This window comes from Vibrio fluminensis (assembly GCF_015278125.1).
GTDB classification, from domain to species: domain Bacteria; phylum Pseudomonadota; class Gammaproteobacteria; order Enterobacterales; family Vibrionaceae; genus Vibrio; species Vibrio fluminensis.
Genome location: NZ_JADILO010000004.1, coordinates 16,422 through 43,139, shown reverse-complemented (window position 1 = coordinate 43,139; position 26,718 = coordinate 16,422). Strand labels below are relative to the sequence as shown.

The 26,718-nt window shown below is 44.0% G+C and carries 27 protein-coding genes and 1 riboswitch; of the genes, 12 read left to right on the top strand and 15 right to left on the bottom strand.

Annotated elements, in window-relative coordinates; translation table 11 throughout:
• The first annotated feature begins 249 nt into the window (after nt 1–249).
• Entirely contained in the window at nt 250–669 is a 420-nt protein-coding gene (msrB, locus tag IRQ95_RS04915) for a peptide-methionine (R)-S-oxide reductase MsrB (protein ID WP_194435895.1), read from the top strand.
• Nucleotides 670–782: 113 nt separating this feature from the next.
• Here the strand turns inward: msrB and IRQ95_RS04910 are convergent, their stop codons facing one another.
• On the bottom strand, nt 783–1,604 hold the full coding sequence (locus tag IRQ95_RS04910; RefSeq protein ID WP_194435894.1) for a DUF2989 domain-containing protein: 822 nt from the start codon (nt 1,602–1,604) through the stop codon (nt 783–785).
• 99 nt (nt 1,605–1,703) lie between these two features.
• On the opposite strand from IRQ95_RS04910, the gene IRQ95_RS04905 reads away from it, so the two are divergent.
• Entirely contained in the window at nt 1,704–1,991 is a 288-nt protein-coding gene (locus IRQ95_RS04905) for a YeaC family protein (RefSeq protein ID WP_194435893.1), read from the top strand.
• Between the two features lie 105 nt (nt 1,992–2,096).
• Here the strand turns inward: IRQ95_RS04905 and IRQ95_RS04900 are convergent, their stop codons facing one another.
• From IRQ95_RS04900 to IRQ95_RS04885, 4 genes are all read right to left on the bottom strand, one after another.
• A complete protein-coding gene (locus IRQ95_RS04900) occupies nt 2,097–2,588 on the bottom strand; it encodes a YchJ family protein (RefSeq protein ID WP_194435892.1) in 492 nt (163 codons plus the stop codon).
• 107 nt (nt 2,589–2,695) lie between these two features.
• Nucleotides 2,696–3,910 carry an EAL and HDOD domain-containing protein gene (locus tag IRQ95_RS04895; RefSeq protein WP_194435891.1) on the bottom strand — a complete coding sequence of 405 codons (1,215 nt, stop codon included), beginning with the start codon at nt 3,908–3,910 and terminating at the stop codon, nt 2,696–2,698.
• 74 nt (nt 3,911–3,984) lie between these two features.
• Entirely contained in the window at nt 3,985–4,722 is a 738-nt protein-coding gene (gene lpxH, locus IRQ95_RS04890; protein WP_194435890.1) for a UDP-2,3-diacylglucosamine diphosphatase, read from the bottom strand.
• A 44-nt stretch (nt 4,723–4,766) separates the two neighbouring features.
• Nucleotides 4,767–5,261 (bottom strand): peptidylprolyl isomerase, encoded by a 495-nt coding sequence (locus IRQ95_RS04885; protein ID WP_194435889.1) that lies wholly within the window; start codon nt 5,259–5,261, stop codon nt 4,767–4,769.
• A gap of 202 nt (nt 5,262–5,463) precedes the next feature.
• Between IRQ95_RS04885 and cysS the strand changes: the two genes are divergently transcribed.
• Complete coding sequence (cysS, locus tag IRQ95_RS04880; RefSeq protein WP_194435888.1) at nt 5,464–6,846, top strand: cysteine--tRNA ligase; 1,383 nt, start codon at nt 5,464–5,466, stop codon at nt 6,844–6,846.
• A gap of 250 nt (nt 6,847–7,096) precedes the next feature.
• Entirely contained in the window at nt 7,097–7,675 is a 579-nt protein-coding gene (locus IRQ95_RS04875; RefSeq protein ID WP_194435887.1) for a thymidine kinase, read from the top strand.
• A 101-nt stretch (nt 7,676–7,776) separates the two neighbouring features.
• Here IRQ95_RS04875 and infA read toward each other — a convergent pair whose 3' ends face one another.
• From infA to aat, 3 genes are all read right to left on the bottom strand, one after another.
• Nucleotides 7,777–7,995 carry a translation initiation factor IF-1 gene (gene infA, locus IRQ95_RS04870; RefSeq protein ID WP_001040192.1) on the bottom strand — a complete coding sequence of 73 codons (219 nt, stop codon included), beginning with the start codon at nt 7,993–7,995 and terminating at the stop codon, nt 7,777–7,779.
• An 81-nt stretch (nt 7,996–8,076) separates the two neighbouring features.
• Nucleotides 8,077–8,775, bottom strand: coding sequence for an arginyltransferase (locus IRQ95_RS04865; RefSeq protein WP_194435886.1), 699 nt, complete (start codon nt 8,773–8,775; stop codon nt 8,077–8,079).
• Complete coding sequence (gene aat, locus IRQ95_RS04860; protein WP_194435885.1) at nt 8,775–9,494, bottom strand: leucyl/phenylalanyl-tRNA--protein transferase; 720 nt, start codon at nt 9,492–9,494, stop codon at nt 8,775–8,777. Before aat ends, IRQ95_RS04865 begins: the two co-directional genes overlap by 1 nt.
• 18 nt (nt 9,495–9,512) lie before the next feature.
• Between aat and IRQ95_RS04855 the strand changes: the two genes are divergently transcribed.
• The gene (locus IRQ95_RS04855; RefSeq protein WP_194436009.1) at nt 9,513–9,968 is read left to right on the top strand and encodes an outer membrane lipoprotein; all 456 of its coding nucleotides are present in this window, start codon (nt 9,513–9,515) and stop codon (nt 9,966–9,968) included.
• Nucleotides 9,969–10,125: 157 nt separating this feature from the next.
• Nucleotides 10,126–11,409 (top strand): 3-phosphoshikimate 1-carboxyvinyltransferase, encoded by a 1,284-nt coding sequence (gene aroA, locus IRQ95_RS04850; protein WP_194435884.1) that lies wholly within the window; start codon nt 10,126–10,128, stop codon nt 11,407–11,409.
• Between the two features lie 890 nt (nt 11,410–12,299).
• Here the strand turns inward: aroA and IRQ95_RS04845 are convergent.
• Complete coding sequence (locus IRQ95_RS04845; RefSeq protein WP_194435883.1) at nt 12,300–12,548, bottom strand: YciN family protein; 249 nt, start codon at nt 12,546–12,548, stop codon at nt 12,300–12,302.
• A gap of 445 nt (nt 12,549–12,993) precedes the next feature.
• Between IRQ95_RS04845 and topA the strand changes: the two genes are divergently transcribed.
• The 4 genes from topA (at nt 12,994) to IRQ95_RS04825 (ending at nt 19,692) form a co-directional block, all read left to right on the top strand.
• Nucleotides 12,994–15,615, top strand: a complete 2,622-nt coding sequence (topA, locus tag IRQ95_RS04840; RefSeq protein WP_194435882.1) for a type I DNA topoisomerase — start codon at nt 12,994–12,996, stop codon at nt 15,613–15,615.
• A 439-nt stretch (nt 15,616–16,054) separates the two neighbouring features.
• On the top strand, nt 16,055–17,272 hold the full coding sequence (glgC, locus tag IRQ95_RS04835; protein ID WP_194435881.1) for a glucose-1-phosphate adenylyltransferase: 1,218 nt from the start codon (nt 16,055–16,057) through the stop codon (nt 17,270–17,272).
• Nucleotides 17,262–18,719, top strand: coding sequence for a glycogen synthase GlgA (gene glgA / locus IRQ95_RS04830; RefSeq protein ID WP_194435880.1), 1,458 nt, complete (start codon nt 17,262–17,264; stop codon nt 18,717–18,719). Before glgC ends, glgA begins: the two co-directional genes overlap by 11 nt.
• A gap of 175 nt (nt 18,720–18,894) precedes the next feature.
• Nucleotides 18,895–19,692: an alpha/beta fold hydrolase gene (locus tag IRQ95_RS04825; RefSeq protein WP_194435879.1), complete on the top strand. Its 798-nt coding sequence runs from the start codon at nt 18,895–18,897 to the stop codon at nt 19,690–19,692.
• On the opposite strand, the gene IRQ95_RS04820 is transcribed toward IRQ95_RS04825, so the two are convergent.
• From IRQ95_RS04820 to torD, 5 genes are all read right to left on the bottom strand, one after another.
• Nucleotides 19,689–20,000 (bottom strand): putative signal transducing protein, encoded by a 312-nt coding sequence (locus IRQ95_RS04820; RefSeq protein ID WP_194435878.1) that lies wholly within the window; start codon nt 19,998–20,000, stop codon nt 19,689–19,691. The genes IRQ95_RS04825 and IRQ95_RS04820 overlap by 4 nt on opposite strands.
• Before the next feature lie 25 nt (nt 20,001–20,025).
• Nucleotides 20,026–20,715 carry a TVP38/TMEM64 family protein gene (locus tag IRQ95_RS04815; RefSeq protein ID WP_194435877.1) on the bottom strand — a complete coding sequence of 230 codons (690 nt, stop codon included), beginning with the start codon at nt 20,713–20,715 and terminating at the stop codon, nt 20,026–20,028.
• 142 nt (nt 20,716–20,857) lie between these two features.
• Entirely contained in the window at nt 20,858–21,448 is a 591-nt protein-coding gene (locus IRQ95_RS04810) for a TfoX/Sxy family DNA transformation protein (RefSeq protein ID WP_194435876.1), read from the bottom strand.
• Between the two features lie 111 nt (nt 21,449–21,559).
• Nucleotides 21,560–21,657: riboswitch (cyclic di-GMP riboswitch) on the bottom strand.
• A gap of 199 nt (nt 21,658–21,856) precedes the next feature.
• Nucleotides 21,857–22,861: an HTH-type transcriptional repressor PurR gene (gene purR / locus IRQ95_RS04805; protein ID WP_194435875.1), complete on the bottom strand. Its 1,005-nt coding sequence runs from the start codon at nt 22,859–22,861 to the stop codon at nt 21,857–21,859.
• Between the two features lie 199 nt (nt 22,862–23,060).
• Nucleotides 23,061–23,714, bottom strand: a complete 654-nt coding sequence (gene torD, locus IRQ95_RS04800; RefSeq protein ID WP_194435874.1) for a molecular chaperone TorD — start codon at nt 23,712–23,714, stop codon at nt 23,061–23,063.
• Nucleotides 23,715–23,953: 239 nt separating this feature from the next.
• Here torD and torR point away from each other — a divergent pair, with 239 nt between their 5' ends.
• Nucleotides 23,954–24,664 (top strand): two-component system response regulator TorR, encoded by a 711-nt coding sequence (gene torR / locus IRQ95_RS04795; RefSeq protein WP_075648031.1) that lies wholly within the window; start codon nt 23,954–23,956, stop codon nt 24,662–24,664.
• A gap of 68 nt (nt 24,665–24,732) precedes the next feature.
• On the opposite strand, the gene elyC is transcribed toward torR, so the two are convergent.
• Nucleotides 24,733–25,536 (bottom strand): envelope biogenesis factor ElyC, encoded by an 804-nt coding sequence (gene elyC / locus IRQ95_RS04790; RefSeq protein WP_194435873.1) that lies wholly within the window; start codon nt 25,534–25,536, stop codon nt 24,733–24,735.
• Between the two features lie 389 nt (nt 25,537–25,925).
• On the opposite strand from elyC, the gene cmoM reads away from it, so the two are divergent.
• Complete coding sequence (cmoM, locus tag IRQ95_RS04785) at nt 25,926–26,717, top strand: tRNA uridine 5-oxyacetic acid(34) methyltransferase CmoM (protein ID WP_194436008.1); 792 nt, start codon at nt 25,926–25,928, stop codon at nt 26,715–26,717.
• Nucleotide 26,718 lies beyond the last annotated feature (1 nt).

The following is a 26,718-nucleotide window of genomic DNA, read 5'->3' as shown; positions in this document are numbered from 1 at the left end:
ACTTAAATTGTTTAAAGTCAAAAAAAAGCGACGCTTTTTTTCACAATTAGTCGCAAATGGCTATCTTTTGCGCGGATATTGAAATCTTATTCCCAATTATTGTCGTAAAATAGGGGCGAGGGCAAACTGAACCCAGCCAATTGTTGCTACTCTATCATGGTGTGAAAGTATGTGCTACAAAGCCTGTTCGACGCAAGTTTTTAACGAAAATTTAGATAAGAAGAACGTAAAAAATGGAGAGAAAAGTCAATGGATAAAGAGCCTAAAAAGCTAGTGAAGCCTGATGAGTACTGGCGTGAGCAGTTGTCAGATGAAGAGTATAGAGTCTGTCGCTTACAAGGAACAGAAGCGCCATTTAGTGGTAAATTGCTTCACAATCGGGAGTCGGGACTTTATCAATGCACCTGCTGTAAAGCGGATTTATTTCAATCCTCAAACAAATATGACTCAGGCTGTGGCTGGCCGAGCTTTGATGCGGCAATCAATGACCAAGCAATACGCTATATTGAAGATCTAAGTCACGGAATGGTGCGCACAGAAATCCGCTGCGCAGTCTGTGATAGCCATTTAGGTCACGTTTTTCCTGACGGGCCACCGACGACGGGTGAGAGATTCTGTGTAAACTCAGTGTCGTTAATTTTCAACAATCCACAAAAAAGCGGTGATTAAATCACCGCAATTTGTTTTATCCTTTCATTTGCCAATTGGCGCAATTTTTGTAACTTGCTGAAGTATGAAAAGAATCGCTGAACTTTCAGTTTTGTAAGTGGAAAATAAAAACATTACATATTCGGAATGGTAATGGCATTTGCTCTGAACTTTCCTGATTCAAGGTCTTCATGGACCTGTTCGGCAACCATATCGAGCCGCTTATATTTGTCTTGGGTGAATCCATACAATAAAGCATGGTTACTTTCATGCGTGGTTTGCACGTCAAACATCGCCGCAACTTGCTGCCATACATAGGCGAGCTCCAGCTTGTCTTCTTGTAAGTTGAGACTTGCCAAAGTTTTCACTGCATCTATATTGGTGTTTTTTCCATCACTGAGCTCCAGCGAGCGATTAAGTAAGTATAGAGTCTTTTCTGTATCGCGATTGGTGTAAAAAGTCGCCAGCGCGTACTGCATCTCTGCAGTATCTAGCATTTTGCTCCCTTCCATTTGTAAAAATTGGCGTCGAGCCTCTTCATTCCCGGTTTGACTCCAAAGAAAGTAGAGTGTTTGCGGGGCGTTAGATGCCTCTAATTCAGAAACGATACGCACTTTTTCTTCTTGAGCATGTAAAACAGCGGTCACACGTTTGGACTTACGTTCGGAAGGCGTGAGAGTTTGTATCTGCGCGGCTAAGGTCATGCACTTCTCGTATTCCGCCAGTAAGTGATACTGTTTGATCTTGTTATCATCACTTGGGTTAGAGAGTGTTTCATGATGATGCCAGATGAGGTCGGTTCGAGGTACGCGACATTGACCGTCATCGACATTGAGCTGATCACATTGCAATGCTGGATTGGATTCACACAATTGTTCGGTATTCTTTCTCGTCTCAAAACACCCTGACAGAACGACACTCAGGCTAATAATTACCGCCAACTTAATTTTGTTCATAATTCTCGCTGCTTGTGATCAGTTACACTTATTCTGAGTACTATTCTTGACTCACCGTATGAGACAGTTATGTTTCTCAAAAAAAGTTAAGGATAAACTATGGATGCTGAGCAACTCGTCAATGCAATCACCCCAGAAGCCTACCAACGACTGCTTTACGCTGTTGAAACAGGCAAGTGGCCCGAAGGAACAGCACTTTCACAGCAACAACGCGATTCATGCATGCAAGCCGTTATGCTTTATCAATCGAAGCACAATGCAGATGCTCAGCATATGACAGTAGCCAAAGGTGGTGAAGTGAGTTTTAAATCCAAAGCTGAGCTTAAGAAACAGTTTCAGCCTCAGCAGTCGGATATCTTGCGCGTTAATCCTAACAATAACGAATAGCTTTATCGTACTAAAACTTCAAGCTGCCTCTCTGGGTATTTTGAAGCTTATGCAAGCTACGATAATAAAAAGGTAGATGCTTATACATCTACCTTTTTTGTTGAATTATCCGCAACACTTCTTAAATTTTTTACCGCTACCGCAAATACATGGGTCATTACGGCCAATTTTGAGACTTTGGATCGGTTGTGATAGTCGCTCGTCTTCGGTTTGTGGATATTCACCATCAATGTAGTACCAAAGGCCGTTTTCACGTAAAAAACGCGAGCGCTCTTCTAAGCAATACTGCTTACCGTCATCATTAAAGAAAGCTTTAAAGGTCACAAAGCCTTCGTCATCGTGGCTGCCATCACTGCTATTTAAGACCTCTAGTGCCACCCAATCACTATGCACCGAATCGGCAATCGCTTGACGTTGCTGCTCTGCATTGCAACTTGAGTGATAAGTATTAATCACGAAATCGACCAAGCCTAAAGTATGAGCACTGTAGCGTGCGCGCATCAGTTGTTCTGGGGTATGCGCATTGGCATGCTCTTGATGGATAGGTTGGCAGCATGTTTCGTAGTTGGATGCGTTTCCGCAAGGGCACTGACTCATAAGGTTTTATGTCGTTGGGTTAAATGGAACCTAAGTGTATGTAGCCCAACGACGACAGTAAAGGGTTTCTATTATATATAGAGATTTACTGGTATAGCATTGCTCGATTATTGACGTACATTAATCAGTTCTGCAGTCCAAGCTGTTGCTTCGTCGTATCCTTTAAACGCAATATCTTGCTCGAGTTTTAACTTGGTGCAAATCGCTTCCACTTTGCGCCACTCTGCTCGTTCAATCGCTTTGTATAGAACCAAAAGCCCTGCTATCGATCCGCGCTTTTCTAACAGCGCTTGCGTGACGTCTTCACTAACCGGAACCTCGGTTATCAGTTGATCAAGCGGCCTGTCGAGTAAACAATCTAAGAGCGAAAACATCCCTGTAAGGAAAGCATCACTTGTGTGGGGTTTAGTCGGTAGTTTACTGGCAAGAATCTCGCAGAACTTGGCTCGTTGAATGGAAAGCGTGTACAGATAGTCAGGCTTTGTCTCATCGTTTGATGAAAGCGCGACTAAGGAAACAAATTTGCGTAGGCGATCTTCACCTAAATAGACCAATGCTTGGCGGAAAGACTGGATTTTATTGGTTACCAGTGATGAAGAGTTTACGTAACTAAGCAGTTTAAAAGACAAAGTGACATCGCGAGAAATTAATTGTTCTAGCGAATTAAAGTCCATCGGCTGCTTTGCGACTTCAGTCAGTAACTGAATTACAGAGAGCATCGACGGTTCGAGCGCTTTTTTCTGTATCACTTCGGGTTTACTGAAGAAATAGCCTTGAAAGTAGTCAAATCCGACTTGCTTGGCGAGCTCAAACTCCTCCATGGTTTCGACTTTTTCGGCAAGGAAGCGTATTTTTCCATTGGCAAAACGTGCGATGAAATCTTTCGCTTTCTCAATGGAATATGTACGGATGTCGAACTTGATAATGTCTATGTATGGGAGAAACGCGAGCCATTGTTTACTCGGTATAAAGTCATCAAGTGCTAACGTATAACCATCGGTATGTAACTGTTTTACAACTTGAAGAAGGTCACTTGTGGGAGGACAATCTTCCAATATCTCAATCACTAGGTTTTCAGGAGGGAAGAGCGTTGCGACATCACTAATTAGGCTTTGGTAAGGGAAATTGATAAAGCCTGTTAGGTCACCAAGGGTGTCTTGTTTGGTGGTGAGTATGTGATCTGACAACAAACGTAAGGTTGCCAGATCGGCATCAATATCAGGAAAACTATTTTTAGGGCCGTCGCGAAACAGTAGTTCATAACCGATGGTTTTTTTATCCACGTCCATGATCGGTTGCCGTGCGAAATAGGAATACTTCAAAATCTACATCAACTCTTATTTTGTTATGGTCGATAATAGACGGAATAGCATTATTTTTTTTGAACGACTTCAAACTAACGGTGTTCTGTATCCAGCGAACGAGTCTCTAACGTAAAATTATTCGCGTCAAAGCACAAAATTGAACCTTGCTCATACCAGTCGCCCAGCACGATTCTGGTCAACTCTTTGTTTTCAATATTAAAATTGTGGATATTTGGCCTGTGTGTGTGGCCATGAATCATTAAGTCAACGTTATGTTCAGCCATCACTCGTTCTACTTCACTTTGTGTGACATCCATAATCGATAATGATTTAGATTGCTTTGTATCGCGCGCGCCAGATTGGACCTTGCGTACAATAGGAGTTTTTATTGCCATTGGTAAGCGATTAAAAATCCATTGCAGCCACGGTTGATTTACTTTGGCGCGAAATGCGAGATATTGAACGTCTTCTGTACAAAGCGTGTCCCCGTGCAGAATCACAGCTTTACGGCCATAAAGATCAATGACAGTTTCATCGCCGAGCAACTGAACCCCAGTTTGCTTTGCAAATCTTTTGCCTACCAAAAAGTCGCGATTACCTTTGGTAAAGAAGCAGGGAACGCCGCTGTCAGTTAAGCGTTTAAACTCTTCGCGTATTTGCTTGGCAAAATCGCAGTTATCATCATCACCGATCCAAAAATCAAACAAATCGCCAAGAACAAACAGTGCGTCAGCATGGATGGCTTCTTCGCGCATAAAGCGTTCAAAACAGGCGTTAATCTCTAACGTATCGGGTGAAAGGTGTAAGTCTGAAATAAATAGTGTGGTCATAATTTAATAGAAAAGAAGGGTGTTAAACACCCTTCTTAAATCGATTATTGTTCGATAGTTGTACCAGTGATTACCACGTCTTCTAGTGGTACATCTTGGTGCATGCCGTAAGAACCAGTGCTCACACCTTTGATCTTTTCAACGATGTCCATACCTTCTACTACTTCACCGAATACACAGTAACCCCAACCATCTAGGCTTTCGCTACGGAAATCTAGGAAAGTGTTGTTGTTTACGTTGATGAAGAACTGAGAGCTAGCAGAATGCGGCTCCATAGTACGCGCCATTGCAAGGGTGCCTACTTTGTTGCTTAGACCGTTGTTCGCTTCGTTCTTAATTGGTGCACGAGAAGCCTTCTCACGAAGACCAGACTCCATACCACCACCTTGAATCATGAAACCATCGATAACACGGTGAAATAGCGTGTTGTCGTAGAAACCATCACGGCAGTACTGTAGGAAGTTTGCACTTGTTTCAGGTGCTTTTTCTTCATTTAGCTGAATTTTGATGTCACCAAAATTAGTGTGAAGGGTGATCATGATTATGTCCTTAACCTATGTTTTTGATTTGAGTCTAGGATTCTAACTTAACTTTTCTGACATTCATACGCGAAAAGCTGTGAATCAGACTTCAGTATAGGTGCTAATGCTGGCTTTTTGAGCGATTGAGGGATTACCTAACGGAGCATGAGTTGGTATACTGAACCACTATTTTATTTAACCCAGATTAAGTATAGAGATCATGTTAAAGATATATAACACACTCACAAGACAGAAAGAGGAATTCAAACCAATCAATGCTGGCAAAGTTGGCATGTATGTCTGTGGGGTAACCATTTACGATCTCTGTCATATTGGTCACGGTCGTACCTTCGTATCTTTTGACGTTGTGTCTCGTTACCTGCGCTATTTGGGTTACGACTTAACGTTTGTACGCAATATCACAGATATCGATGATAAAATCATCAAGCGTGCTAACGAAAATGGTGAAACTTGTGATTCACTCACTGAACGTCTCATCGGTGAAATGCACGCGGATTTCGATGCTCTAAACATGAAGCGTCCAGATGTTGAACCGCGCGCCACAGAGTTTATCCAAGAGATCATCGAACTGGTTGAAAAGCTTATCGAGCGTGGCTTTGCATACGTAGCAGATAACGGCGACGTAATGTTTGAAGTCGGCAAGTTTGACGAGTACGGCAAACTGTCTAAGCAAGACCTTGACCAACTACAAGCAGGTGCCCGCGTTGATATCGAAACGGCTAAACGTAGCCCGCTAGATTTCGTTCTGTGGAAAATGTCTAAACCAGGTGAACCAACATGGGAATCGCCATGGGGTGCAGGTCGTCCGGGTTGGCACATCGAGTGTTCAGCAATGAACTCATCAATTCTTGGTAACCATTTTGATATTCATGGCGGTGGTTCAGATCTTCAGTTCCCTCACCACGAGAACGAAATTGCTCAGTCATGCTGCGCGCACAATACTCAGTATGTAAATACGTGGATGCACAGTGGTATGGTGATGGTAGACAAAGAGAAGATGTCTAAATCGCTCGGTAACTTCTTTACTATCCGTGATGTGTTAGGTCACTACGATGCAGAAACGGTTCGTTACTTCCTAATGTCAGGTCACTACCGTAGCCAACTTAACTACAGTGAAGAAAACCTAAACCAAGCTCGTGCTTCACTAGAGCGTCTATATACGTCTCTACGTGGCCTAGATCTAACCGCAGCTCCAGCAGGTGGCGAAGCGTACCTAACTCGCTTTACAGAAGCGATGAACGATGACTTCAACACACCTGAAGCATACTCAGTACTGTTTGATATGGCGCGTGAAATCAACCGCCTTAAAACAGAGAACCTTGAGCAAGCGAGCGCACTCGGTGCACTAATGCGTGAACTCGCAGACGTAATCGGTATTCTGCACCAAGATCCAGAAGCATTCCTAAAAGGCGATGCAGGCAGCGACGACGAAGTGGCGGAAATTGAAGCACTGATTAAACTACGTAACGACTCACGCGCAGCTAAAGATTGGGCGAATGCAGACATGGCTCGTGACAAGCTTAACGAGATGGGTATTGAGCTGGAAGATGGTGCTGAAGGTACAACCTGGCGTCGCAAATAAGTATCTACGTCCTTCTTGATGTTGTAGCGTTGTTGACTGCACTCGAAAACCTCATCACATAGTAAACCTATGCTCAGAGGCTTTTCTCTTTGGTCGCCTAGCTACAACGTCAATAAGTTAGTAGATAACACCAATCAGATTGAGCGGTGTTGCTTGCAGCATCAAGCAGTGAACAGATAAAGCAAATTTTAAGGGCTGAGTTGTCAGCCCTTTTTTCTACAAGAATTATTATTTTTACGGGAATCTCTCTGTGGCACAGATGTACTTCTATTACTCAGCGATGAATGCTGGGAAATCAACTACGCTTCTACAGTCGTCATTTAACTACCAAGAACGTGGTATGAATCCACTTATCTTTACTGCGGCTCTTGATAACCGTTATGGCGTCGGTAAAGTGAGTTCTCGAATTGGTCTACAATCTGAAGCGCACTTGTTCCAAGCAGAAACCGACCTGTTTAAAGCAATTGCGGAGCTGAATGAACAAGATAAGCGTCACTGTATTTTGATTGATGAGTGCCAGTTCTTGTCGAAAGAACAGGTTTATCAGCTAACCGAAGTGGTCGATAAGCTGCATATTCCAGTGTTGTGTTATGGCTTGCGTACTGACTTCTTAGGTGAGCTATTTGAAGGTAGTAAATACTTGCTTTCTTGGGCTGACAAATTAGTTGAATTGAAAACTATCTGTCACTGCGGCCGCAAAGCGAACATGGTTATTCGCACTGATGAGCATGGCAATGCCATTAAAGAAGGTGATCAAGTGGCGATTGGTGGTAATGACCGCTACGTTTCCGTATGCCGCCAACACTACAAAGAAGCATTAGGTAAGTAACCGTCTAATATACCCAGATAGCTTATAGAATTCTGGGTATATTATAGATACAAAAAACGGAGCCAGTGGCTCCGTTTTTTGTTGTATTCGGTAATCTGAGATTAACGAGCACGGAAGACGATGCGGCCTTTTGATAGGTCGTATGGAGTCATCTCAACAGTTACTTTGTCACCAGTAAGAATACGGATGTAGTTCTTACGCATTTTACCAGAGATGTGAGCAGTAACTACGTGACCGTTTTCAAGCTCAACACGGAACATTGTGTTTGGAAGAGTATCAAGGACAGTGCCTTGCATCTCAATAACGTCTTCTTTAGCCATCTAATCCTCTTTAAATAAATGGGCGTTTTTATCAGGTCTTATCAGCTGATAAAAATGAATTAAGCAAAGTTGGGGCGTATTCTACCCTTGCCAAGACTGATTTACTAGCCTTTGATGAGGATGAAAGCGGACTTTGTAATTCATTGCCGGACATTCATCTATTTGATAGCCGAGATAGAGCCACTGTTTCCCTTGTTCTTGGCAATGCTCTAATTGCAATAAAACACCGAGAGTACCAAGGGATAACGGGTGATGAGGCTCGTAAAAGGTATAGAAAGCACTGGCACTGTTAGACAATATATCTGTGACAGCGATACCAATTAACTTGTCATCTTCATATAGGTGTAAATATTGAGTATTTAGCCAGTTACAGAGAGTAAATTGCTCAAAACTTTTACGATTAGGTGGGTACATCGAGCCGGAATGATGGCGAGCTTCGATGTAACGTGCGTATAACTCGTACCAATCATCGTCAAGTTGCTCTTTGTACTGCCAAGTGATGGCGCTCGCTTTGTTACGTAGTCGTTTTTGGCTGCGGGTCATTTTAAATCTATGCGCCGAGACTCGAATTGGCTCACAAGCGTTGCATTGCTGGCACAGTGGGCGATAGATAGTATCACCACTGCGTCGAAAGCCATTGGCGAGTAACACTTCATAGTTTGACGAACAATGTAAGCTAGGGTCAAGCGCAACGGCCACCCTTTCTTGGCGACCTGGTAGGTAGCTACAAGGGTGGTTATCGGTGAGTCCAATACGAATATGTTGGATATCCGAGCTCATTACTGCTCCTCAATAGGTTGTGTCAACCATTGCGGCTGAAAACACGATTTACTTACAACTTGTTGCCTTAAGGATAGCAGGCTTTTGATAAATTCTTCGCGCTCTAGTTCAAATGCGCCTAAAGATTGCGTGTGATCATTAAGTACTTGGCAATCAATAAGCTGGCCGCCATGTTGCTTGAAGTGAGAGCAGAAATACCACAATGCGATTTTCGAGGCGTTGCTTTGCACACTAAACATCGATTCACCGCAAAACAGTTGTCCGACCGAAATGCCGTATAGCCCGCCAATTAGCTGGTTATTATGCCATACCTCGACTGAGTGCGCGTGTCCAAGCGCGGCGAGTTGTTTGTAAGCGCTTCGCATATCAGAGCTCAACCACGTTTCTTCGGCGCTGCGCATAGCTGCGCATTGGTCAATGACTTGGTCAAATGCTTGGTTGATGCTTACTTGGTATTGATGTTTACGTTGAAATTTTTTGACACTTCTTGCCGGTTTAAAGGTCTTAGGATCAAAGACTGCGCGTGGCGATGGGCTCCACCATAAAATTGGTTCATCAGGCCCATACCATGGGAAGATGCCATTGTGATAAGCTGTTAATAAGCGCGCAACTGACAGATCGCCTCCGAAAGCCAGAAGACCATTGGGATCATCAAGGGCTTCAAAGGGGGAAGGAAAGCTTAAGTTTTCACTGTCGAGTTCTGTCAGATATATAGCCATCAAAGGAGTCAGTTTATGTTGAAGAAGTGGGTATGGATATTATTGATTTTTCCACTGTTTACCAATGCGGCGTACCAACGTAATGTTGCACGCCCAGTCAATGAAGTGGTTTTTGGTAAGGTTGATTCAGTTCGTTACATGACACAGCAAGATATCGTCAAAGCAGAAAGTAACGGCTGGGAAACATTTTTAGGTGCGGTTGTCGGTGGCGTTATCGGTAACCAATTTGGTGGTGGCACAGGTCGTGAAGTTGCGACCGCTGTAGGTGCTGTAGCTGGTGCAAGTGTGGCGCGAAACCGTGCAAATCAGAGTTATCGGGTTGAATATCGTCTGGTTGAATTGCTGATTCAAACCGAAGATAAGCGGTTGATTAATGTGATTCAGGATGTAGACAGTAACATGATCTTCCAGCGTGGCGATCAGGTACGAATTCTCTACTTTAATGATGGGGTTCGTGTTGATAGAGAATACTAATATGGGCTTCAAAAACGTGATTTAATTTGCTTGCATGCTAATTCGAGTTAAAACCAGATTAGGTCTGGTTTTACTCGGGCTTTTTCGATAGTCTGAAACGATGAAGAATTTTTCATCGCGCCTATGGAAGAGTGCGAGCAAGGAATAGTAGTTTCAAATGGAAAGCCTTACGTTACAACCAATCAATAAAGTCGATGGTGAGGTCAACTTACCGGGTTCTAAAAGTGTCTCAAACCGCGCGCTGCTCTTGGCTGCGTTGGCAAAAGGCACGACACGTCTAACCAACCTTCTTGATAGTGATGATATTCGTCACATGCTTAATGCGCTCACCAAACTCGGTGTTAACTATACACTTTCAGCCGACAAAACAGTATGCGAAGTAGAAGGCTTAGGCGGTGCATTTCACTCACCTCAAGCACTAGAACTGTTTTTAGGAAATGCAGGTACAGCGATGCGTCCTTTAGCGGCTGCACTGTGTTTAGGTCAGGGTGAGTTTGTCTTAACGGGCGAACCGCGCATGAAAGAGCGTCCCATTGGCCACTTGGTGGATTCGCTTCGTCAAGCGGGGGCGCAAATTGAGTACCTAGAGAATGAAAACTACCCACCACTTAAGATTGTCGGTAGCGGTCTCAATGGTGGTACTGTCGAGATTGATGGTTCAATTTCCAGCCAATTTTTGACGGCATTTTTAATGTCGGCGCCGCTGGCTCAAGATGATGTGACGATTAAAATCATCGGTGATTTAGTCTCGAAACCTTATATCGATATTACATTGCACATTATGGCTCAGTTCGGTGTTGAGGTTGAAAACCGCAATTACCAAGAGTTTGCGATTAAAGCGGGTCAACAATACGTGGCGCCGGGTGACTTCTTGGTTGAAGGTGATGCTTCATCGGCCTCTTATTTCCTCGCTGCTGCTGCAATTAAAGGCGGTGCAATCAAAGTGACTGGTATTGGTAAAAACAGTATCCAAGGCGATATTCAATTTGCTGATGCGCTTGAAAAAATGGGTGCACAAATTGAGTGGGGAGATGATTACGTTATCTCGCGTGTCGGTGAGCTAAAAGCGGTTGATTTGGATTTCAACCACATACCCGATGCCGCTATGACGATTGCAACGACCGCGCTATTTGCCGAAGGTACAACCGCCATTCGCAACGTGTATAACTGGCGCGTAAAAGAGACCGATCGTTTGGCGGCAATGGCGACAGAACTACGTAAAGTGGGCGCTGAAGTGGAAGAAGGGCACGATTACATTATCGTTACTCCACCTGCGCAACTTAAGCATGCAGCAATCGATACTTACGACGATCACCGTATGGCAATGTGCTTCTCACTCGTGGCGCTAAGCGATACGCCAGTGACGATCAACGATCCGAAATGCACTTCAAAAACCTTCCCAGATTACTTTGAGAAGCTGGAATCATTAAGCGTAGCTTAATGAAGGAACGCCTTTCGGCTACGGATGACTGATTCGGGAACGTAAAACGGGGTTTTACTTACGGATTACGGATGTGGGAACGTAAAACGAGGTTTTACTTACGGATGACGGATGTGGGAACGTAAAACGAGGTTTTACTTACGGATGACGGATGCGGGAGCGTAAAACGAGGTTTTACTTACGGATGACGGATGTGGGAACGTAAAACGGGGTTTTACTTACGGACGACGGATGCGGGAGCGTAAAACGGGGTTTTACTTACGGACGACGGATACTGGAACGTAAAACGGGGTTTTAATTACGGACGACGGATACTGGAACGTAAAACGGACTTTTATTGCGGGCTGATATTTTTGTCATTCCATAGAGCGCGTAAGTGCGAGTAGGGAATCTGGTTTTTCTCGCATCTCGAAGCAGAGCTATGCTCTGCGTTCCCGATTCCCGGAGCGAAGCTTCGCTTTGTTGTTTCTGTTATTCCATAGAGCGCGTAAGCGCGAGTAGTGGATTTGGTTTTTCTCGCATCTCGAAGCAGAGCTATGCTCTGCACTCTGTCTTCCGTAGCAGAACTGCGTTCAGCGTTCCCGCATCCCGGAGTAAAGCTATTGCTTTACGTTCCGATTAAGGCAATGGGTTCTGAAACGCAAAAGAAAAGGCTGACGTGGCGTCAGCCTTTGTTATTTTTGTCATTCCATAGAGCGCGTAAGCGCGAGTAGGGAATCTGCTTTTTCTCGCATCTCGAAGCAGAGCTATGCTCTGCGTTCCCGCATCTCGGAGTAAAGCTTTTGCTTTACGTTCCCGATTCCCGATTCCCGAAGCAAAGCTTAGCTTTGCGGTCTCGACTCTCGGAGCGAAGCTCAGCTTCGCGTTCCAAAAATTATGAGCTCAGCTCATTATTTTTCGATCGTGAATTCTTTCGAAAGGTGATGCGCCAAGTACTTAAACATATTAAATACCGCAGTCGTTTGGCTAGTTGGTAGGCCGTTGTCGTCTAGGAAATAGTTGCCTTTGAAAACCAATACGCCTTCTTTTTCTTCAACGCTGTCCGCACGCATACCATCGATGTAATCGTCGTGCGCTTGAATGATTTGGTTCGCGATTAGTAGCAGGTCGAATGTAGAAATTACTTTTTTATCGCTCATGATTTGTACCTTACGCTGTGATTTAGGGCGAGATTGGCAAGGATTTTAAAGCGAAGAAAATACAAATGCCAATGACTTGTCACAAGAAAAATCGAATTAATCTGGCTATCCAACTGTATTTAAAGAGAGAAAATGTTTTGTGACGAGCAACATAAATCTGTTTAATCCATTGGCGGAACCATGAATCACACGTTTAGTATGTGGCACTTCATATACAGACCTATTTCTTTTATATATCGGAGGGATACGGTCTGCATGTTGCTCTGAAACGATCTGTACCTTGTAAACGCAAAGATCGACGATTTGTCGAGCAGTCAAAGTTGATTTTCAAAAAAGATATTGATCTTCTGGCAATCTCGCTCAATAGTAAAAAAAGAAGCAATGTTTTAAGTATGTTGTGCGATAAAATTCGCATCAGTCATTTTAAAGGACACCAGAGTCAGTTATGGGCAAGTCACTCGTTATTGTGGAGTCGCCAGCAAAGGCGAAAACCATCAATAAATATCTCGGTAAGGACTTTATAGTAAAGTCTAGTGTGGGTCACGTGCGTGATCTACCAACAGCAGGTCAAAGCACCGGTCAGAAAGCAGCAGCGGTATCGACCAAAGGTTTAAGCGTTGAAGAAAAAGCGCGCATTAAACACGAAAAAGATCGTAAATCGCTGATCAAAAAAATGGGTATCGACCCATTCAACGGCTGGGAAGCTAACTACCAAGTACTTCCGGGTAAAGAGAAAGTAGTTGCCGAGTTACAGAAACTGGCGAAAGACGCTGATTGCGTTTACCTCGCAACCGACTTGGACCGCGAGGGAGAAGCCATCGCTTGGCACCTTCGTGAGATCATCGGTGGCGATGAAGAGCGATACAAACGCGTCGTATTTAACGAAATCACTAAAAACGCGATTCAACAAGCTTTCCAGAGCCCTGGAGAGTTGAGTATGGATGGCGTTAATGCACAGCAAGCACGTCGTTTCATGGACCGTGTAGTGGGCTTTATGGTGTCACCACTGCTATGGAAGAAAGTTGCGCGTGGTCTGTCTGCAGGTCGCGTACAGTCAGTAGCGGTAAAACTACTGGTAGAGCGTGAGCGCGAAATCAAAGCATTTATCCCAGAAGAGTTTTGGGATATCCATGCAAATACCAAAACGCAAGACAAAACTGACTTCCGTCTGCAAGTCTCACAAAGAGATGGTGTAGCGTTTAAACCGGTTAACGAAGCAGAAACCCAAGCGGCAGTATCTGTACTGGAAAAAGCGGCATACGAAGTGTGCAAGCGCGAAGACCGTCCGACATCGAGCAAACCGTCGGCACCATTTATCACGTCAACACTGCAGCAAGCCGCGAGTACGCGTCTTGGTTACGGTGTTAAGAAGACAATGATGCTTGCGCAGCGCTTGTATGAAGCGGGTTACATCACCTATATGCGTACTGACTCGACGAATTTGAGTGCGGAAGCGGTTGAAACTCTTCGTGGCTACATCAGCAGCGAGTTTGGTGATGCCTACTTGCCAGCTAAAGCGAATGTCTACGGCAGCAAAGAAGGAGCACAAGAAGCGCACGAAGCGATTCGTCCTTCAGATGTGACCGTTAAAGCGGAAGACCTACAAGGTATGGAAGCTGACGCGCATAAACTGTATGCCCTAATTTGGAACCAATTCGTAGCTTGTCAAATGACGCCTGCGCAATACGACTCAACCACAGTGAGCGTTAAAGCGGCTGAGTACACGCTAAAAGCGAAAGGTCGCATCTTGAAGTTTGATGGTTGGACACGCGTTCAGCGTCCTTTGGGTAAAAACGAAGACCAAATCCTGCCAGCAGTACAAGTAGGCGATAAAATTGATCTTGTTGATCTTGATCCTAAGCAGCACTTCACCAAGCCGCCAGCACGCTTTACTGAAGCGGCATTGGTTAAAGAGCTTGAGAAGCGTGGTATTGGTCGTCCATCGACTTACGCGTCAATTATTTCAACCATCCAAGATCGTGGCTATGTAAAAGTTGAACAACGTCGTTTCTATGCAGAAAAGATGGGTGAGATTGTTACTGACCGTCTTGATGGCAGTTTCCATGAGCTAATGAACTATGAGTTCACTTCGCGCATGGAAGAGAAGCTTGACCAAATTGCTGAAGGTGAAGCGAAATGGAAATCAGTGCTAGACAACTTCTTTAGTGATTTCTCAGGTGACCTTGAGAAAGCTGAGCAAGAAGAAGATCAAGGTGGTATGAAGCCAAACCACATCGTCTACACCGATATCGAATGTCCAACCTGTTCACGTCCTATGGGTATCCGGACGGCATCGACAGGCGTATTCCTAGGCTGTTCTGGTTATGCATTACCGCCAAAAGAGCGTTGTAAGACAACCATCAACCTCGGCGATGAAGAAGGCATCATCAACGTTCTAGAGGAAGATGTAGAAACGGCGGCACTGCGCGCTAAGAAACGTTGTCCTATCTGTGAAACCGCGATGGACGCGTACCTAATCGATGACAAACGTAAACTGCATGTTTGTGGTAATAACCCGAACTGTGAAGGTTACGTGGTTGAATTTGGTGAGTACAAAGTCAAAGGCTATGACGGTCCAGTTGTTGAGTGTGACAAGTGTGGCAGCGATATGGTGCTGAAAAACGGTCGTTTTGGTAAGTACATGGATTGCACCAGCGAAACATGTAAAAACACCCGTAAGATCTTAAAGAACGGCGAAGTTGCGCCACCGAAAGAAGATCCAGTGCATTTCCCTGAATTGCCTTGTGAAAACTCAGATGCATACTTTGTACTACGTGATGGTGCGTCAGGCCTATTCTTAGCCGCTAGCACTTTCCCTAAATCACGAGAAACTCGTGCGCCGTTAGTGGAAGAGTTGAAACGCTTTAAAGATCGTATCTCAGCGAAGTTCCACTACCTAGCGGATGCGCCAGAGAAAGATCCAGATGGTCTGCCAATGGTCGTGCGCTTTAGCCGCAAGACGAAAGAGAACTACGTTCGTACTGAAATTGATGGCAAACCATCAGGGTACACGGCACTCTACGTTGACGGTAAATGGGAAATTACGGATAAGCGTAAGAAAAAGTAAGCCAAATTGGTTTGAGTAAAAAAGCAGCGATTTATCGCTGCTTTTTTTATGCGCCAAATTGCCTATTTACAGAGGGTTTTATAATGCAAGTGTTCTGTATGTGGAAAGCTCACAAAATCAAAAAATCGTCCTGAACGAATTTTGAGCGAAAATTATGATGAACGTCATGTTTTTGTTCGTTGTCTGTTATTGAATTGTGTCAATATTGAGTCGTGGTGTGACTTGGATCAGGTGCTTGTGAAGCAACCTATGAGTATGCAGCAGTATGAGTTAATTAAAATTGTAATCTTTATTAGATAGGATAATTTATAACCGACGGCTTGCAAATAATAGTGGAGTCACTCCCAATAATAACGCCAACCGTTAAGGCTTTGCCTACCTAGGGAAAAGGTGTCAGCAATTGACACTAAATGATAAAAAATAATATGGAGAATAATCAATGGCTGGTGTTTTAGGTATGATCCTTGCTGGTGGAGAGGGTTCGAGATTACGTCCACTTACCGAGTCTCGCAGTAAACCTTCTGTTCCTTTCGGAGGAAGCTATCGCCTAATTGATTTCGCGCTTAACAATTTCGTTAATGCTGATCTGATGCGCATTTATGTGTTGACTCAATTTAAATCACAATCTTTGTTTCATCACCTTAAAAAAGGTTGGAACATCAATGGAATAACAGATCGTTTTATCGATCCTATTCCAGCACAAATGCGAACAGGAAAGCGCTGGTATGAGGGGACTGCCGACGCTATCTATCAAAACCTTCGCTTTATGGAGTTGGCTGAACCTGATCAAGTGTGTATTTTTGGTTCGGACCATATCTACAAGATGGACATCAAGCAGATGCTTGATTTTCACAAGCAGAAAGAAGCGGCACTGACAGTATCAGCGCTGCGCATGCCACTTTCACAAGCTTCGCAATTTGGCGTTATTGAAGTGGATACTGAAGGTCGAATGGTTGGTTTTGAAGAAAAACCGACTAACCCGAAAGCGATCCCTGGCGATCCTGAACACGCTCTAGTTTCTATGGGCAACTACGTATTTGAGGCAGCCACTCTATTTGCTGAGCTTATTGAAGACGCTGACAATCCTGATTCGTCACACGATTTTGGCAAAGATATCATTCCGAAGATGTTCCCACGTGGTGACGTATTTGTTTATGACTTTAGCTGTAATCAAATCACCGGTGAGAAAGAAGAAGTCTACTGGCGCGATGTAGGTACCATCGGGGCATACTGGGAGGCACATATGGACCTTCTTAAGAAAGATGCGCCATTCTCACTTTACAACCGCAAGTGGCCACTACACACATACTATCCACCGCTACCGCCAGCAACGTTTACCGATTCAGATAATGGACGAGTACAGATCATCGATAGCTTGGTATGTAATGGCAGTTTAGTTCGTGGTTCGCGTATCGAAAAATCGGTACTGGGTTTCCGCAGTAATATTGCTTCTGCGTGTGATATAAGCGAAAGTATCTTACTTGGTGATGTAAAAATTGGCGAAGGGTGTGTACTACGTCGTGTAATCATCGACAAAGACGTGGATATCGCCCCAGGTACTCAAATTGGTGTCAATCTGAAAGAAGACCGCAAGCTTTACCATGTATCTGAAGAAGGCATCGTGGTTATTCCGAAAGGAGCTCGCATTGGTTACTGATCAATTATCAATTCTCTTTGTTGCGTCTGAAGTTGAAGGTTTGATCAAAAGTGGAGGCTTGGCGGATGTCGCCAAGGCTCTGCCTCAAGCACTGCACGCGTTAAACCAAAATGTACGTATTGCATTACCGGGTTATCGTAAAATCGAAGCCTTACAAAGTGCTGAATTGGTTTTGAGCACTAAGCTTGATCATTGGCCGCATACACCCTACCAAGTTCGCCAACTAGCGATTGGTGACGTCACTGTGTATGCGGTTGAATGTGACAAATACTTTTCTCGTGATGAAATGTATTCTGAATACAACCAAGCGTATGCCGACAATGGCGAGCGTTTTGCGTTTTTTAGCGCTGCTTGTCTAGACATGCTGCCTAAGCTTGAATTCCAGCCAAATATCATCCATGCCAATGACTGGCACACAGGCTTTGTCCCTTATCTGCTAAAGCATCGTTATGCTGAACATCCATTTTTTAGCCATACCCGCAGCGTGATTTCAATTCATAACGCGGTGTTTAAAGGCGTATTCAGCTACGAAGAACTCCCTAACTTAGCTGAGATGCAAGGGCACTATGCGCCTGATGCCGCGGTGAGCCCAACGCATATTACGATGCTAAAGGCTGGGGTAATGACCGCAGACAAAGTCAATGCAGTGAGCCCAACTTACGCAGAAGAGTTAAAAACGGAACTTGGTAGCCATGGCATGGCGCGAGAGTTCCGTGCGCGCGAGCATGACTTAGTGGGGATTCTCAATGGCTGCGATTATAGTGATTGGAATCCGGCTAATGATGCGTTCTTGCCTACGCAATATCATGCTGAGCGTTCGAGTATGCTGGCGGGTAAGTTAATCTGCAAACAGGCGATGCAAAGCCGAGTGAATTTGCCAAATAAAGATGTCGCTGTATTCGGTATGGTTTGTCGTTTGACTAATCAAAAAGGTGTCCACTATCTTCTTCCGATCTTAGAGCGCTTCTTAAAGTTGGACGCACAATTAGTGATCGTTGGTACTGGTGATCCAATTTTAGCGACCCAGTTGGCTGAAATTTCTGCGCGCCATAGTGATAAATTTGCGTTCGTAGAAGCGTATAGCAACGAACTTGCTCACTTGGTAGAAGCGGGCTCTGACTTCTTTTTGATGCCCTCAGAGTTTGAGCCATGCGGCCTTAACCAGATCTATAGTATGGCGTATGGCACTTTGCCTATCGTTCGTGCGGTTGGCGGTCTGAAAGATAGTGTGGTGGACTACGACAGTGACCCGGAGAACGCGACTGGATTTGCATTCTTGAACCCGGAACCGGTGGAGCTATTGAGTATTATGCAGCGAGCTTTGCTATTCTATCTGCAACAGCGAGAAGAAATGACCCAAGTGCAACTCCACGCGATGCAGAAACAGTTTTGCTGGAAGCGCGCGGCGGATGAGTACTTAGCGCTTTATCGTAGTGCGTTACATTGAGCAAACACTGACGAAAAATATTAACAGATAGTGTTAAAAAGGCATCAATTGATGCCTTTTTTTACACTTTTCTCGTCTCAAAATCATATAAAGTGATATAACTTGAGTTTAGCCGCTCCAAACTTATGGTAGGCTTCACTTCCTCTGGCTATATCGATTTTAATTATTAACCTTAATGAGTACTGGTTTGCTATTTCATAAAACCTATTTACACCCAACAAGTACAGAATGGGTTGTGTTTGTCCACGGTGCCGGCGGTAGCTCATCGATTTGGTTCAAACAGATAAAAGCGTACAAACAGCATTTCAACCTGCTGTTGATTGACTTGCGTGGACACGGCAAGTCGAGCCAGTTATTAAAAGAACTTATCTCGAATCGCTATACCTTCAAAGAGGTGACACTTGATATTCTGCAAGTGCTGGATCATTTGAAAATTCAGTCTGCACATTTTGTCGGAATGTCTTTGGGGACCATCATAGTGCGCAATCTAGCGGAGTTAGCGGCAGACCGTGTTAAATCGATGGTATTAGGCGGCGCTGTAACGCGTTTAAACACTCGTTCCCAGTTTTTAGTTACGGTAGGCAATGCTTTCAAGCATGTAGTGCCTTATATGTGGCTGTATAGCTTATTTGCTTATATCGTGATGCCTCAGAAGACGCAAAAGCAATCTCGACACCTCTTTATCCGAGAGGCCAAAAAACTGTGCCAGCAAGAGTTTAAACGTTGGTTCAGATTAGCGTCTGAAGTAAACCCATTGATGCGGTATTTCAAAGATCGCGAACTGCCGATCCCAACGCTGTATTTGATGGGTGATAGAGACTATATGTTCATTAAGCCGGTTAAAGAGATGGTTGCGGTGCATAGACAGAGCCAGTTACTAGAAATCGCTAACTGCGGGCATGTGTGTAATATCGAAAGACCCGATGAGTTTAATCAACATTCAATCCGTTTTATCCAGCAGCAGATAGGTTAAGCCTCTACCATTGATTCGCCACATTGCCAGCATATGGCAAACTGGCCCTCATTGATTTCGCCACACTGAGGACATGACCAAGAAGCTTCTGAATGTGGCTGCTCAAATTGCTTAATTAATAGTGTTGCTTCGGCGATGCTGTTCTCATCTAATAGCCACACATGTGGCTCGCTCGCTTCACCAAATGGTATTTCGCCCTGTAGACCGAAGATACCTTCTCCTCTCACTTCACAAGCGATATTGTGCGAACGCAAAAGCTCACAGACGATGTGAGCTTGAGGGGGATTGGCAGCGCTGTAAATTTTCAATTCGCTCTCCTGTACTTCAGCGGGTTCAAGCCTGAGTTGTTGACTGAGGTTGGCCTCTAAATTTGTTCATTGCCCATTTTGCGATGATAGGGAATAAGCCAAGCAAGGCGAAAGAGACGAGCACAGACGGTGAGACAATACCGGATAAGCTGTCAATTTGTGCTAATTGGGTACCTGCATTTAAATACACCGCAGTCCCCGGCAGCATGCCGATTTGACTCACGAGATAGAAACGAGCAGTCGTGATTGGTGTCAGCCCCATCAACAAGTTAATCAAAAAGAACGGAAAGACAGGGATTAGGCGTAGCGAAAACAGATAGAATGCCCCGTCTTTGGCGACACCTTGGTTAATCGCATTGAGTTTATCGCCAAACTTGCCTTGAACCCAATCACGGAGTAGAAAACGGCTACTAAGGAAGGCTAGGGTAGCGCCAAGAGTGCTAGCGAAGGAAACAAGCAGTAAACTCGTCCAAAAACCAAATAGAGCAGCACCAAGCAAAGTAACGACCGCCGCTCCAGGAATAGAAAAAGCAGTGATTGCCACATAAGCAGCAAAGTATGTAACTGCTGCGACAATGAAGTTTTGTTCAATAAAATTGCCGAGTACAGCTTGTTGTGCTTTGGCATTTTCTAAGGTTAATTGATCGCCAAACTGAGTAATAAGCAGCGCAATAAGTGCAATTAATGCAATGCCAATAATAAGTTTCTTATTCATCTTTGCTCTCCTACAACCCGCTTTACGACCATGAGTTAGTTTAGTTCATCTGCAGGGTAAATTATTCCTATTGTTTAATAAGAACCTCAAAGCAAAGAAAAACTTTCATAAAAAAAGCCAGCAATTGCTGGCTCAGTGTATTTTATTGTAGTCGAGAGAGCAGTTCTTCTCGGCGAGTTTGAGGAACCACAGACCAGTGAGTGCCTTTTATCGCCCCCTCAAGAGACCAGAGTAGCTCCAAGCTGACATCGCTACTATGCGAATCGCGAATCGCTTTATAGGCTTCCAATGAGCCGGCTTCTTCCAGCTGTTCTACGTTGTCGATGCCTGCTTTTTTCAGCATGCGCTCTGTGGCTAAGCGAAGGTTCGGCAAATCCTTAATACGAGTAGGTTTGGTGTCTGCCTGTACTGATTTTTCTTCCTGCGCTTGGGCATGAGCTTCGCGACCAATTTGCAGTGTTTTCTCACTGTCGTTATACCACTCTTCACTAAGTGCAAAGTATTTGGTGACGACTGGGAAGCCACGCTTTTGGTATACGTATGGTTCAAAGCCTTGTAATTTGAACTGTGTCGCTAGAGTGCTGTCTGCGCGAATGTGAAGCTTATTATGTACCACTAGTGCAAACATTGTTTCGTCTGCAAAGATCCCAAACCCACCAAACATAGAGCGAGATTTAATACGACCTAGCGGCTCAAATAGCCTCATTGAGTCTTTAAGAATTGGTTTATCCATTCAGTACTTTCTCGGTGTATGTGTATGTCAATACGCCACCAAATCAGGTCCGAGATTATAGCAGTTGTGCAGGAAATAGGAGAGTAATCCGTTAACGTGCGCATTTCTACCATCGGCAACCCCGCTACCATACATATTGTCGATGACAATTCTGTTTAGGCCGGAGGCTTTGCGTCCCAGCTTTTCAGTCTGGTTTGCCCTGTGCGTGACTTAATTTGCTTTGCTAAAGATTGTTTACTTAGCAGCTAAGTATCTTATTACTATGAAATAATTGTGAATCTAATGCAAGAATTAAGTTGAATGGAAGAGACAATAGCTGACAGTTTAACCATCAGCTATTGATATAAATGCGAGTTACTTCAAAGTACTATACTCAAACATTTATCAGTGTATCGATAGGTGCTCGATTTAATTAATTTTAGCAACAGTAGAGCGTTCGACGATCTCTGGGTGCATTTCGAACACGCGTTTTTCGTGCTCTTTATCTTTAATGCGCTCAAGTAAGATCTCAAATGCGTTTTTACCCACACGACGCTTAGGCTGGTGAACAGTCGTTAGCGGCGGCGAGAAGTACTCAGCTAGCTCAATGTTATCGTAGCCAATCACTGACATATCTTCTGGAATGCGAATTCCTTTTTGCTGAAGACGGCTCATCAAACCTAGCGCCATCGTATCGTTGAAACAGAAAATTGCCGTTGGGCGCTTGTCCATTGCAACAATCTTGTCAGCCGCTAACACCGCGGTGTCACATTCGAAGTTACCCTCTAAAATCCAGTCTTCATCAACGGCTAGATTTGCTTCACCCATTGCGCGTTTGAAACCTTGGATACGTTCTTGGCAGACTGCTTTTTCAAAGTGACCACTTAAACAAGCGATATCTTTGTGACCATGGTCGATAAGGAATTTAGTCGCTAGGTAGCCACCTTCTTCTGCGTTATCGATAATTTTGTCTGTTTGTGAGCTTTCAGGGCCCCAATCCATCACCACTTTAGGAATGTCTTTATGGCGATCTAGCATCTCGCTTAGTTCTTCCGTTAGATCAGAGCACATCACTAAAATGCCATCTACACGCTTTTCTGCAAGCATGCGAATGTAGTCACGTTGCTTCTCGTAAATACCACCAGTATTACAAAGAATTAGCGTATAACCTTGGCGGTAACAGTAGCTTTCTACGCCATCGATTACTTCAGAGAAGAATAGGTTAGTTGATTGAGTCACCAACATACCAATCGTGCGTGTTGTATTACATTTTAAACTACGAGCAACCGCACTTGGTGCATAGTTTAGTTCTGTAACGGCTTCCATTACACGCTCTTGTGTTGCTTCTGCAACGAAACGTGTTTTGTTGATTACGTGTGAGACTGTTGTTGTTGATACGCCAGCGAGGCGAGCAACATCTTTAATAGTGGCCATAAGGTATGATCCTATTTATAGCTGCCACATGGCTATTCACATTTTTGAATAAAACTGGCAGAAAGTAATAGAAATACAAAAACCGCTTTTAAAGCGGTTTGTACTTGATTCGTCTTTTTTATCGTTTGCGGCTACGATTCTAGACCGCATTGTCGCCAGTAGCAAACGAAAAACCTATTCATTCTTGATGATGGGTGTTTTAGCTTTCTTCGCCCACTAGGTAGTTGCAATCTAATTCTAAGAAAGCAACCAGCAGTGATGCCACTGAAGAATAGAAGCCAAATGAATCTAATGCTTGGCTTTTCGCTGTGAATTTCGGTACCCAGTTCAAGATATGCTGACGAATAAACGCTTCTTGCTCAAGAAGCGCATCATTCAAATGGCGTTCTTGTTCAAGTTCGTTAGAACGAATGATCATGTTACCAAGTAAATCGAGTTCGATTGCAATGTGGTCAGCAGGTTCGTTCAAGTCTTGGTTAACGGCAACCCCATGTTTGGTCAGAAGCGCTTCCATTTCATTGGCTGGCTCGTCATGCAATAAACCTGTCGTACCGACATACATTGATGCATAAGGTAGAGCTGACTCTTTATCTGACTTCAAAAATAGATCGCAGAAGTCAGCGGCAAGCTCAAGCTGACCATCTTCACGGTCAATCTGACGATTCAGCGCATCAACAAGGCGGTCAACCGCAGGTTTTAGCGTTGGGTTTTCACCAAGACCAGCAAGAAAGCCACGGATTGCTGGGCTTTGGTATTGCTCAAGTTCTGCTTCAGTCAGCTCTTTTGCGAACAGACTAGAAAACCACCAGTAAATCTCTGCGCGTTTTTCATTAAACGCTTTTAGTTCTTGCATCTAACAATGCTCCAAGTTTCAGTACTTTTAATATTTTAGCGAACAAAGATGAATAGCGATAACACATATTGTGATTAAATGGGTCATTAAATGGCAATATGTTAACAACTGAGCTAGTTTTGTCTTGAATCAATAAAAAATCATCTTTCTAGATTTTAATTTAACAAATACTAGAAATGTTACGATTTATGAATAGAATACACTTGAAATTAATTCCCAATGTAAATTAAGTGGTTTAGATGAGCTATCACGTATTAGTAGTAGAAGACGATGCGGTTACTCGCAGTAAGCTAGTTGGCTACTTTCAAAATGAAGGTTACACAGTCAGCGAAGCGGAAAGCGGCGAGCAGATGCGCGACACCCTACAAAATCATTCGATCGACTTAGTTATGTTAGACATTAACCTTCCTGGTGAAGATGGTCTGATGTTAACACGCGAACTGCGTAGTCAATCGGACATTGGAATTATCCTGGTAACAGGACGCACGGATAGCATTGATAAAATCGTTGGCCTAGAGATGGGTGCAGACGATTATGTGACAAAACCGTTCGAACTTCGCGAATTGTTAGTGCGCGTGAAAAACCTGTTGTGGCGTATTTCTGCAGCACGTAACGCAGGCACTATGGTTGATCAGAAGAACGATGCGAATATTGTCCGCTTTGGCGAGTGGATGTTTGATATTCAGCGTCGTGCGCTAAGCCGTAACGGTGAGCCAGTGAAACTGACTAAAGCAGAATACGAGCTTCTGGTGGCGCTTTCTTCGTACCCGAACCAAGTATTAAGCCGCGAGCGTATTTTGAATATGATTAGTCATCGTGTGGATGCGCCAAACGACCGCACGATTGATGTACTGATTCGTCGTATGCGCGCTAAGATGGAATTTGATCCAAAGAATCCGCAAATCTTTGTGACGGTTCATGGTGAAGGTTACATGTTCGCCGGCGACTAATAGCGATAGTCAATATTAGCAATAAAAAACCGAAGCCTTGGCTTCGGTTTTTTGTTTATCAGCTTTCGCTAGAGCTCACTTTGTGCCGGTTCTACTGCGGCTTGTTCGGTATTTGAAACCCAGTCGCGTAAAGCCTGCCACAATCTACCCATCGTTTCATGCCAATAACGCTCAGTTTGTTCTAGATACACGGCTTTCGGCGTGTACTTGTTCCAGAACTGATTAACTTCCATTTGTGCTAGGTAGTTGGTTGGCGCAGGATAGGGCTTGAGCCCTGCAGAATGGAATTCATTAAGCGCACGTTTCATGTGGCTTGCTGAAGTTACCAATACGAGTTCTTTTTGTTTCACAAATACCGCGGCTTGTCGCGCCTCTTCCCACGTATCTTTCGCTGTTTCGAGCAAAATAATGTCGGATTTGGATACGCCAAGCGCTAATGCTACTTTTGCCATCATACGTGCGTTGCTTACTTCAGTACCACCTGAGTAACCAGACAGGATAAGTTTTGAACCTGGGTAAATTCGTTGAATACGAATACCCTCAGACAAGCGCATCAGAGCTGCACGACTGAGCTCCGATGTTGGCGGAATTTGATCATCTACCACATGACCATTGCCCAGCACCATGACATAGTCTATCGATTTATCGACAGGTAAGAAGGCTGTGTACTGGCGTTCGAGTGGCATTAACAAACGAGAAGATACAGGTTGGAAAGCGATCAGGAAGATACCAACAAACGAGAACAAGACTACCAAGCAGCCCGTTTTCTGTTTTCGAGTAAACATGATCAACATTAGGCCCAAAAATCCAATGATCAGCAGCGCTGGCAGTGGCATGAGCAAAGAAGAAACGATTTTTTTCAGCTCAAACATACTAAAATAGTCCGAAAAAACACCAGTTGATTATAAATTAAGAGAATCGCTCTTTATATCTGCTTTTCTTGTGACAGAATAGCGTCGCGAAGGGTCCATTGACCTTTTGAGATGATTTTTTACAGTTGTTGGTCACTTCTCTTCATTTTGATAAGAGCAAGCACAGGCTTTAACCAGTAGTTTGACTATTTGGTCTCAACCTATACCGTAGACGAAAAGAGTGATTAACACTGCCCAAAGGGTTCGAATCAACAACGTATTATGTTTGTTGAGAAGAGTTTTGCTTAGAATACTAGGCTATAAGCCTCTTAACGCGACTAAAACACTTTTTTCGAACAAAATTTACCACAAAAGGTCAGTAGATCTTTAACATGATAACCCAAGCCGCTGTGACTGAAGACCGCAATTTCGACGATATTGCCCACAAATTTGCAAAAAATATATATGGTTCTGACAAAGGTGAGATTCGCCAAGTAATTGTTTGGCAAGATCTTGCACAAGCTCTCGCCATGCTCCAGAGTGACCAACAACGCCTGCAAGTCTTAGACGCAGGGGGTGGTTTGGCACAAATGTCACAAAAAATAGCCAAGCTCGGACATCAAGTGGCGCTATGTGATTTATCTTCTGAAATGCTGCAGTTAGCTAAGCAGGACATTGAATCGAATGGTTTGCTTGATAACTATCGTTTGATTCATTCTCCAGTACAAGACATTGCGCAGCACATGTCAGCGCCAGTTGATTTGGTGATGTTTCATGCGGTGATGGAATGGTTAGTGGATCCTAAATCCGCACTAGAAACCGTGCTGGAGCAGGTTAAGCCTGGTGGTATTGCTTCCATCATGTTCTACAACCACCACGGTTTGGTGTATAAGAATGTTGTTTGTGGCAACCTTCCTCATGTGTTAGAAGGTATGCCGCATCGTAAGCGATTTAAGCTTCAACCACAAAAAGGCTTAGTGCCACAAGACGTGTATCAGTGGATTGAAGATGCAGGTTTTAATATTTGTGGTAAGTCCGGCATTCGTTGCTTCAGTGATTACATTGGCAATCGAATGAACATGGGCGATTACCAGTTTGAAGATGTATTGGCGCTTGAAGAGAAACTTTGTCGTCAAGAGCCGTACCTCTCATTAGGCCGATACATTCATGTATGGGCGCAAAAGAAAGATAAACAGGAATAAC